7 protein-coding genes and 1 riboswitch are annotated in these 7,975 nt (G+C 70.8%); of the genes, 6 read left to right on the top strand and 1 reads right to left on the bottom strand.

All coding sequences use genetic code 11. From position 1 onward, the window contains the following. The first annotated feature begins 104 nt into the window (after window positions 1–104). Both FXO23_RS33910 and ahcY read left to right on the top strand, forming a co-directional pair. Entirely contained in the window at window positions 105–401 is a 297-nt protein-coding gene (locus tag FXO23_RS33910) for a hypothetical protein (RefSeq protein WP_158889848.1), read from the top strand. Window positions 402–479: 78 nt separating this feature from the next. Continuing rightward, a riboswitch (S-adenosyl-L-homocysteine riboswitch) is annotated at window positions 480–558 on the top strand. Between the two features lie 154 nt (window positions 559–712). Further along, a complete protein-coding gene (gene ahcY, locus FXO23_RS33905; protein ID WP_158889846.1) occupies window positions 713–2,173 on the top strand; it encodes an adenosylhomocysteinase in 1,461 nt (486 codons plus the stop codon). Between the two features lie 74 nt (window positions 2,174–2,247). On the opposite strand, the gene FXO23_RS33900 is transcribed toward ahcY, so the two are convergent. Then, on the bottom strand, window positions 2,248–3,165 hold the full coding sequence (locus tag FXO23_RS33900) for a 3-hydroxyacyl-CoA dehydrogenase family protein (RefSeq protein WP_158889844.1): 918 nt from the start codon (window positions 3,163–3,165) through the stop codon (window positions 2,248–2,250). An 83-nt stretch (window positions 3,166–3,248) separates the two neighbouring features. On the opposite strand from FXO23_RS33900, the gene FXO23_RS33895 reads away from it, so the two are divergent. From FXO23_RS33895 to FXO23_RS33880, 4 genes are read left to right on the top strand one after another with little or no spacing between them, the layout of a single operon-like run. Continuing rightward, complete coding sequence (locus FXO23_RS33895) at window positions 3,249–4,259, top strand: LacI family DNA-binding transcriptional regulator (RefSeq protein ID WP_158889842.1); 1,011 nt, start codon at window positions 3,249–3,251, stop codon at window positions 4,257–4,259. After that, window positions 4,256–5,050: an SDR family NAD(P)-dependent oxidoreductase gene (locus tag FXO23_RS33890; RefSeq protein ID WP_158889840.1), complete on the top strand. Its 795-nt coding sequence runs from the start codon at window positions 4,256–4,258 to the stop codon at window positions 5,048–5,050. The genes FXO23_RS33895 and FXO23_RS33890 overlap by 4 nt, the downstream gene beginning before the upstream one ends. 19 nt (window positions 5,051–5,069) lie before the next feature. After that, window positions 5,070–6,338, top strand: a complete 1,269-nt coding sequence (hisD, locus tag FXO23_RS33885) for a histidinol dehydrogenase (protein WP_158889838.1) — start codon at window positions 5,070–5,072, stop codon at window positions 6,336–6,338. A gap of 57 nt (window positions 6,339–6,395) precedes the next feature. After that, window positions 6,396–7,928 (top strand): YibE/F family protein, encoded by a 1,533-nt coding sequence (locus FXO23_RS33880; protein ID WP_179956958.1) that lies wholly within the window; start codon window positions 6,396–6,398, stop codon window positions 7,926–7,928. Window positions 7,929–7,975 lie beyond the last annotated feature (47 nt).

The raw sequence follows: 7,975 nt of genomic DNA, 5'->3' as shown, positions 1-7,975 counted from the left end.
TCGGTATTCACTAGGTGTGGTTCACACGATGGTTGCCTGTGTCAACAGATCGCGAACACGAAACACTCCGTTCGAGCCTTCTTGCGAATGGGAGTGAAAACGTCATGGGGGACCGCGTCTCCGCGCCGTACATGGTGTACGGCGCGCGCCAGCTCGCCGGAAAACTGCTCCTCGGCAACTGGTGCGTCTTCCGGCACGAGCATCTGGGCCCGGACGGCGATCTGGACGAGTGGAAACTCGCCCTGCTCGAAGTGGGCGACGCGATGGGCGTGAAAATCGACTTCCTCACCATTCCTAAGAAAGACGTCACGATCGCGTTCAACGATGCGGCCGTACCCACCTTCGAACAGGTGGCCGCCTCGGTTTCCGCGATCGACCACTACCGCTTCACCGGGTCGTGAGCGCCGAGTCCGCGCCCTGTCTTGCCGGAGGTCGGCGATCCGTTGTACGTTGGCGGGGCCGGTCACTCCGGCACGGCCTCGGCCGAGAGGCGCTGCGACGGACCTGGTCCGCCACGCTCGGCCGCGGATCCCGAAGTTTCAAGGGCGCCTCCTGAGATTCAGGAGGTGACTTTCGTGCGAGTACCCGATAGTCGGTCTGCTCTCGCTTCCTCGAACGGCGTCGCCTAGCCCGTAGGCGAATTCGCCGCACCTCGGCGCGTCCCGCGACACGCGCCGGGTATTTCGTCCTGCCCGCAAACCAAGGGGAGTTCATGAGTTCCAAGCTGCAGAACGTCAACGGTATCGATTTCGCGGTGGCCGATCTGGCACTCGCGGCGGCCGGCCGGGAGCAGATCCGGCTCGCCGAGCACGAGATGCCCGGGCTGATGGCCACGCGCCGGGAATACGCGGAAGCCCAGCCGCTCAAAGGTGCGCGGATCGCCGGTTCGCTGCACATGACCGTGCAGACCGCGGTCCTGATCGAAACGCTGGTGGCGCTGGGCGCCGAGGTGCGCTGGGTGTCCTGCAACATCTTCTCCACCCAGGACGAGGCGGCCGCCGCGGTCGTGGTCGGCCCGGACGGCACCCCGGACAAGCCCGCGGGCACCCCGGTGTTCGCGTGGAAGGGCGAGACGCTCGAGGACTACTGGTGGTGCACCGACCAGCTCTTCCAGTTCTCCGGCGGCCAGGGGCCGACCGCGATCCTGGACGACGGCGGCGACGCCACCACGCTGGTGCACAAGGGCATCGAGTTCGAAGCCGCGGGCGCGGTCCCGCAGCCGTCCGCCGACGACCACGAGGAGTACCGGGTCTTCCTGGCCACGCTCGCCGCGAGCCTCGAACGGGACGGGCAGCGGTTCACCCGGATGATCCCCGACCTCCGGGGCGTCACCGAGGAGACCACCGCCGGGGTCAACCGCCTCTACAAGCTCGCCCGCGACGGCGCGCTGCTCTTCCCCGCGTTCAACGTCAACGACTCGGTGACCAAGTCGAAGTTCGACAACAAGTACGGCATCCGGCATTCGCTGGTCGACGGGCTCAACCGCGCCACCGACGTGATGCTCGGCGGGAAGCTCGCCGTGGTGTGCGGGTACGGCGACGTGGGCAAGGGCGCGGCCGAATCGCTGCGCGGCCAGGGCGCGCGCGTGGTGGTCACCGAGATCGACCCGATCTGCGCGCTGCAGGCGGCGATGGAAGGCCTCGAGGTCGTGCACCTCGACGACGTGGTCGAGCGCGGTGACCTGTTCATCACCACGACCGGCAACTTCAACATCATCATGGCCGACCACATGAAGCGGATGAAGCACAACGCGATCGTCGCCAACGTGGGCCACTTCGACAACGAGATCGACATGGCGGGCCTGGCCAAGGTCCCCGGGATCAAGAAGATCGAGATCAAGCCGCAGGTGCACGAATGGCGGTTCCCGGACGGGCACGCGATCATCGTGCTGTCCGAGGGGCGCCTGATGAACCTGGGCAACGCGACCGGTCACCCGAGCTTCGTGATGTCGAACTCGTTCACCAACCAGACGATCGCGCAGATCGAACTGCACACCAAGCCCGGTGACTACGGCAACGAGGTCTACGTGCTGCCCAAGCACTTGGACGAGAAGGTCGCCCGCCTGCACCTCGACGCGCTCGGTGTGCGGCTCACCGAGCTGACCAAGGAGCAGGCCGAGTACATCGGCGTCGACGTGGCGGGCCCGTACAAACTGGACCACTACCGGTACTGAGCAGCCTGCACACGTGAGGGAGCCGAGTTTTGGGGGTCGTGAGTGTTCAGACCGGTTCTAACCGGCCTCGCCACTCACGACCCAGCGGCGTCGAGGAGGCGGCGGTACCGCTCGTCCCGGGAGGCGAGCAGGTCCGCCACCTCCTCCTCGCTGTAGTCGCGGAACCCGGCGCGCGTCTTCACCCCGAGCCGCCCGCCGCCCACCAGGTGCCGCAGTTCCGCCGGGGTGGCGAACCGCGGGCCGTAGGCGCGTTCGAGCGTCTCGAGGATGCTCGCGTAGACGTCCAGGCCCGCCATATCGGCGACCGCGAACGGGCCGAAGGCGGGCAGCCGGAAGCCGAACGTCCGGCGCACCACCGCGTCCACCTGTTCCGGGGTGGCGGCGCCGTCGCGGACGCAGTTCACCGCCTCGCAGAACAGCGCGAGCTGCAGCCGGTTGGCGACGAATCCCGCGCCCGCGCCGACTTCGATCGGCTCCTTGCCGATCTCGGTGAGGAACGCCGTGGTCGTGGCGAGCGCCGCGGCGGAGGTGTGCCCGGTCGTGGCGACCTCGACGCCCGGGACGAGTTCGGCGGGGTTGAAGAAATGGGTGGCCAGGAAGCGGTCCGGGGCGCCGACCGACCCGGCCAGTTCGTCGAGCGGCAATGAAGACGTATTCGTGGAAAGGATCGCCGCGGGCGGCAGCAAGCCCGCGAGTTCGGTGAACAGCGCCGCCTTGACCGCGAGGTCCTCGGACACCGCCTCGATCACCAGATCCGTCCCGGAAACCGCCTCGGCGAGGGTGCCCGCGGCGGTGACCGAATCGCCCGGCGCGCGCCCGGCCGCGGCCGTGAACCGGCGCGCGATCGCTTGCAGCGCAACGGGAATGACGTCCTCGCGGTCGTACACGCGCACCGCTTTCCCGGCCGCCGCGGCCGCCACGGCGATGCCCTGGCCCATGGTGCCGGCACCGAGCACGGCCACCGATCCGACGCGCTGCGGGGACTCCACCACGACGACCTCCTTGACAAGCCCGGCGGCGGCTGGCGAATGTATACGTAACCACGCAGCATCGAGCCGCACAAGAGGGGTTGCCGGTGGTCACCGCTCGCGAAGTCGCCAAGCTCGCCGGGGTCTCCCAGGCGACCGTGTCCCGGGTGCTGCACCGGCACGACTCGGTCAGCGAGCAGACCCGGGCGCGCGTGCTGCGCGTGCTCACCGAAACCGGCTACCAGCCCAATTTCGCGGCGCGCACCATGCGCACCAACCGCACCGGCACGGTCGGCCTGATCGTCGACGACGTGACCAACCCGTTCTACCCCCAGCTGATCAAGGCGATCAGCGGTGAACTGGGCCGCGCCGGGCTGCGGATGATCCTCTGGGAAAGCGCGGGCCCCGGCGAGTCCGCCGCCCTGGAAGCGATCGACCAGCGGCTCATCGACGGCCTGCTGTTCACCACCGCGACCGCGGACTCGGCGCCGCTGGCGGAGGCGCTGCGCCGCCGGGCGCCGGTCGTCCTGGTGAACCGCACGGTCCGCGGCCTGCCCTGCGACCAGGTGGACGGCGACAACCACGACGGCGCCGCGCAGGTCGCCCGGTACTTCGCCGCCGCCGGGCACCGCCGGGTGGGGATGGTCGGCGGGCCGGAACGCGCCAGCACCGCACGCGAGCGGATGGCCGGGTTCCGCGCCGGATGCGCCGAGCACGGCCTCGAACTCGCCGAAACCTGCGTCGCCGACGGGGAGTTCTCGCACGACGGCGGCTGCGCCGCGCTGCGGTCCATCCTCGAGCGGGCCGGGAAACGCCCGCCGACCGCGGTGTTCTGCGCCAACGACCTGTCCGCGTTCGGCGCGCTGGACGCGCTGGCCGCGGCCGGGCGCCGGGTGCCCGAGGACACCTGGCTGGTCGGTTACGACGACATCGCGATGGCGTCCTGGGGCGCCTTCGGCCTGACCACGGTGCGCCAGCCGCTCACCGACATGGCCGCGGCCGGGGTGGCGCTGCTGCGCGCCCGCATCGCCGAACCGGAACGGGCGCTGGTGCACCAGCGCTTCCACAACGAGCTGATCGTGCGCAGGACGACGGCAGACCGGGAGAACACCCCATGAACGAAACGCGGACGGATCTGACCGGCCAGGTCGCGGTCATCACCGGCGCCGGACGGGGCATCGGCCGGGTGATCGCGCTGCGGCTCGGCCGGGCCGGGGCGACCGTGGTGCTCACCGGCCGGGATCGGCGTGCCCTGGGCGTGACCGGGATCGCGCTGGACTCGATCGGCGCCGCCTGGTCGGCCGTGCGGATCGACCTCACCGATCCCTCCACTGTGGACGATCTCGCCAAGGAGGTCCACAGCAGGCACGGCGTGCCGGACATCGTGGTGTGCAACAGCGGCATCGGCGGGCCGTCGGCGCCGGTCTGGGAGATCGACCCGGACGGCTGGGAGGAGACCTTCGCGGTCAACACCACCGGCGCGTTCCGCACCGTGCGCGCGTTCGCGCCGGGCATGGTGGAACGCGGCAGCGGTTCGATCGTGCTGATCGGGTCGATGACCGGCAAGCGTCCCCTCAAACACCGTTCCCCGTACGCCGCGAGCAAGCTCGGGCTGCTCGGCTTCTGCCGGACCGCGGCGCTCGACCTCGCGCCGCACGGGGTGCGGATCAACCTGGTGTCCCCCGGTTTCGTCGCCGGGGAACGCCTGGAATGGGTGATCGAGGCGCAGGCGAAGGCGACCGGAACCGACGTCGAAACCGCCCGGAAGGCCCTGCTTTCCGGGATCCCGCTCGGCCGGTTCGTCTCGGCGGAGGACGTGGCGCACACGGTCGCGTTCCTCGCTTCGGCCGAGGCCGCCGCGATCACCGGTGAGGACATCAACGTCACCGCGGGCACGGTGATGCATTAGAGAACAAGGGAGAGGGGCCATGGCCGAATACCTGAAACAAGGCTGGCGGCACGAAACGGCGCGCAACGAGGAGGTCGTCGCCACCGTCAGCAGGATCCTGAGCGAGGTCGAAAAGGAAGGCCTGCCCGCGATTCGCCGCTACTCGCGGCAGTTCGACAACTGGGACCCGGAGTCCTTCGTGGTCCCGGGGAGCGAGATCGAACGGGCCCGCGCGGAAATGGACGCCGATCTCGGGCGCGAACTGGAGTTCGCCCTCGGCCAGGTCCGCAACTTCGCCGAACGGCAACGGGAAACGCTCACCGATCTGGAGGTCGAGACGCTGCCCGGGGTGGTGCTCGGGCACCGGCACATCCCGGTCGGCGCGGTGGGCTCCTACTCCCCCGGCGGCCGTTATCCGCTGATCGCCTCGTCGATCATGACCGTCGCCGTGCCCAAGGCCGCCGGGGTGGCCCGGGTGGTCGCGACCGCGCCGCCGCGCGACGGCAAGGGCATCTACTCGCCGCAGCTCTACACCATGGACCTGGCGGGCGCCGACCTCATCCTCTGCCTCGGCGGGGTGCAGGCGTTCGCCGCGATGGCCTTCGGGATCGAGGACGCGCCGCCGGTCGATCTGGTGGTGGGCGCGGGCAACGCCTACGTGGCGGAGGCCAAGCGCCAGCTGTTCGGCGTGGTCGGCATCGATCTGCTCGCCGGGCCCACTGAGGTCGCGGTGATCGCCGACGAGACCGCCGATCCGAAACTGGTGGCCGCGGATCTGCTCGGGCAGGCCGAGCACGGGCCCACCAGCCCGGCCCTGCTGGTCACCACTTCCCGCCCGTTCGGCCAGGCCGTCCTGTCCGAAGTGGACAAATGGCTGGCGGGCGCGTGGCCGACCAAGGAGATCGCCGGGGCCGCCTGGCGCGAACACGGCACGGTCGTGGTCGCCGATTCGATGACCGAGGCCGCCGAGATCTCCGACCGGTACGCCCCGGAACACCTCGAGGTGCAGACCGCCGACGACCAGTGGTACTTCCAGAACCTGCGCAACTACGGCTCGCTGTTCGTCGGCGCGGAGTCCACGGTCGCGTACTCGGACAAGTCGATCGGCACCAACCACGTCCTGCCGACCGGGCGCGCGGCCCGGTACACCGGCGGCCTGTGGGTGGGCAAGTTCCTCAAAACGGTCACCTACCAGCGCCTCACCCCGGACGGCAGCACGCTCATCGCCCCGTCGACCGCGGCCATCGCGGACGCGGAGCTGATGTACGGCCACGCGCTGACCGCTCGCCTCCGGCTCGAAACGGCATAAACCGGAACATCCTTACCCGGAGGTACCTCCGCCGCGGGCGCTGTGGAGGATGTTGCGGTGCCCCGCGACGACAACGCCGACGACGACACCGGGCCCATCCGCCGGGTGCCGGGTGGTCGCCGCACGCCGCCTCCCGAGCAGCGGCCCGCGGCGCCCCGGCGGCCGCAGCGGAGCGCGGCGGCCGGTCAGCCCGCCCGCCGCGCCCGGCCGGACCAGCCGCGCACGGCCGCGAACCGGACCGCCCGGCCGGAAGGAACGGAGAAGACCGGCCGGGCCGCGGACCGGCCGACCCGGCAGGCGCCCGCCAAGGCGGCCCCGGCCAAGCGGTCCCGCGCGGCGAAGCCCGCCTTGCCCGACATCGGCCACGGCCACGGCCATGGGCACGGCCCGGCCGCGCCCGCGTCCCGGCGCGTCCGGCTGCTGCTGAGCTGGCTGCTGATCCCGGTCGCGCTGGCCACGGTGATCGGCGCGCTGGTGCTGTACCCGTGGGGCAAACCGGATCCGAAGAGCGTGGTCCCGCAGGGCACCCCGGTGCACGGCACGATCGCCAAGGCGACCACCGGGCCGTGCCTGCAGGAGGGCCAGGTCCAGGTCGGCGACCAGCCCGCCCCGGACGAGAAGCCGTGCCTGACGGTCGAGGTCGGGCTGACCGACGGCGCCGCGAGCGGCCAGGTCGTCCGGCTCACCGTGCCGCTCGAACCGAGCACCCCGCGGTTCGCCGCGGGCGACGAGGTGGTGCTCTCCTACAACGGCGGGGACGTCCGGGATCCGGCGTCCTACCAGCTCGTCGACTTCCAGCGCGGGCTGCCGCTGGTGGTGCTGGCCGCGTTGTTCGCGCTCGCGGTGATCGTGCTCGGCCGGTGGCAGGGCGTCGCCGCGCTGATCGCGCTGGCCCTGAGCTTCGTGGTGATCGCGCTGTTCATCCTGCCCGCGATCCTGGCCGGGGAGAATCCGCTCCTGGTCGCGATCGCCGGTGCCGGGGTGATCATGTTCATCGCGCTGTACCTGACGCACGGACTGTCCGCGCGGACCTCGGTCGCGGTGCTGGGCACCCTGGTCAGCCTGGCGCTCATCGGCGGGCTCTCCGCGGTGTTCTCGGCGGCCGCGTCGCTCACCGGCCTGGACGACAGCGCCTCGCAGCTGATCGGCTCGCTCGGGCACGGCATCGACGCCCGGGGCCTGCTGCTCGCCGGGGTGGTGATCGGCGCGCTCGGCGTGCTCGACGACGTGACCGTGACGCAGACCAGCGCGGTGTGGGAACTGCGCCGGGCCAACCCCGCGCTCGGCTGGCGCGAGCTGTACCGGTCGGGGCTGCGGATCGGCCGCGATCACGTCGGCTCCGCGGTGAACACGCTGGTGATGGCCTACGCGGGCGCCGCGCTGCCGGTCCTGCTGTACTCGTCGATCTCCGGGGTCGGGCTGGGCTCGATCCTCGGTTCGGAGGACATCGCGCAGGAGATCGTGCGCACGCTCGCCGGGAGTGTCGGGATCGTCGCGGCCGTGCCGGTGACCACCGTGGTGGCCGCTCTTATCGCGGCCCAGGAACCCATCAACCCCACGAGTAACACCAGTCACAGCAGCACACAGTAGCCACTACACCCTCATGGGTGACCCCCCGTGATCGGGCGGGCCGGGCG

The organism is Amycolatopsis anabasis (genome assembly GCF_009765355.1).
Taxonomy (GTDB): Bacteria; Actinomycetota; Actinomycetes; order Mycobacteriales; family Pseudonocardiaceae; genus Amycolatopsis; species Amycolatopsis anabasis.
Note: the sequence above shows the minus strand (reverse complement) of the source record. Positions and strands in the feature narration are given on the sequence as shown.

Bases quoted from the DNA above. Each gene is read 5' to 3' on its own strand.
- hisD (WP_158889838.1), top strand. From the start codon at position 5,070: ATGGCCGAATACCTGAAACAAGGCTGGCGGCACGAAACGGCGCGCAAC.
- ahcY (WP_158889846.1), top strand. From the start codon at position 713: ATGAGTTCCAAGCTGCAGAACGTCAACGGTATCGATTTCGCGGTGGCC.
- FXO23_RS33890 (WP_158889840.1), top strand. From the start codon at position 4,256: ATGAACGAAACGCGGACGGATCTGACCGGCCAGGTCGCGGTCATCACC.
- FXO23_RS33910 (WP_158889848.1), top strand. From the start codon at position 105: ATGGGGGACCGCGTCTCCGCGCCGTACATGGTGTACGGCGCGCGCCAG.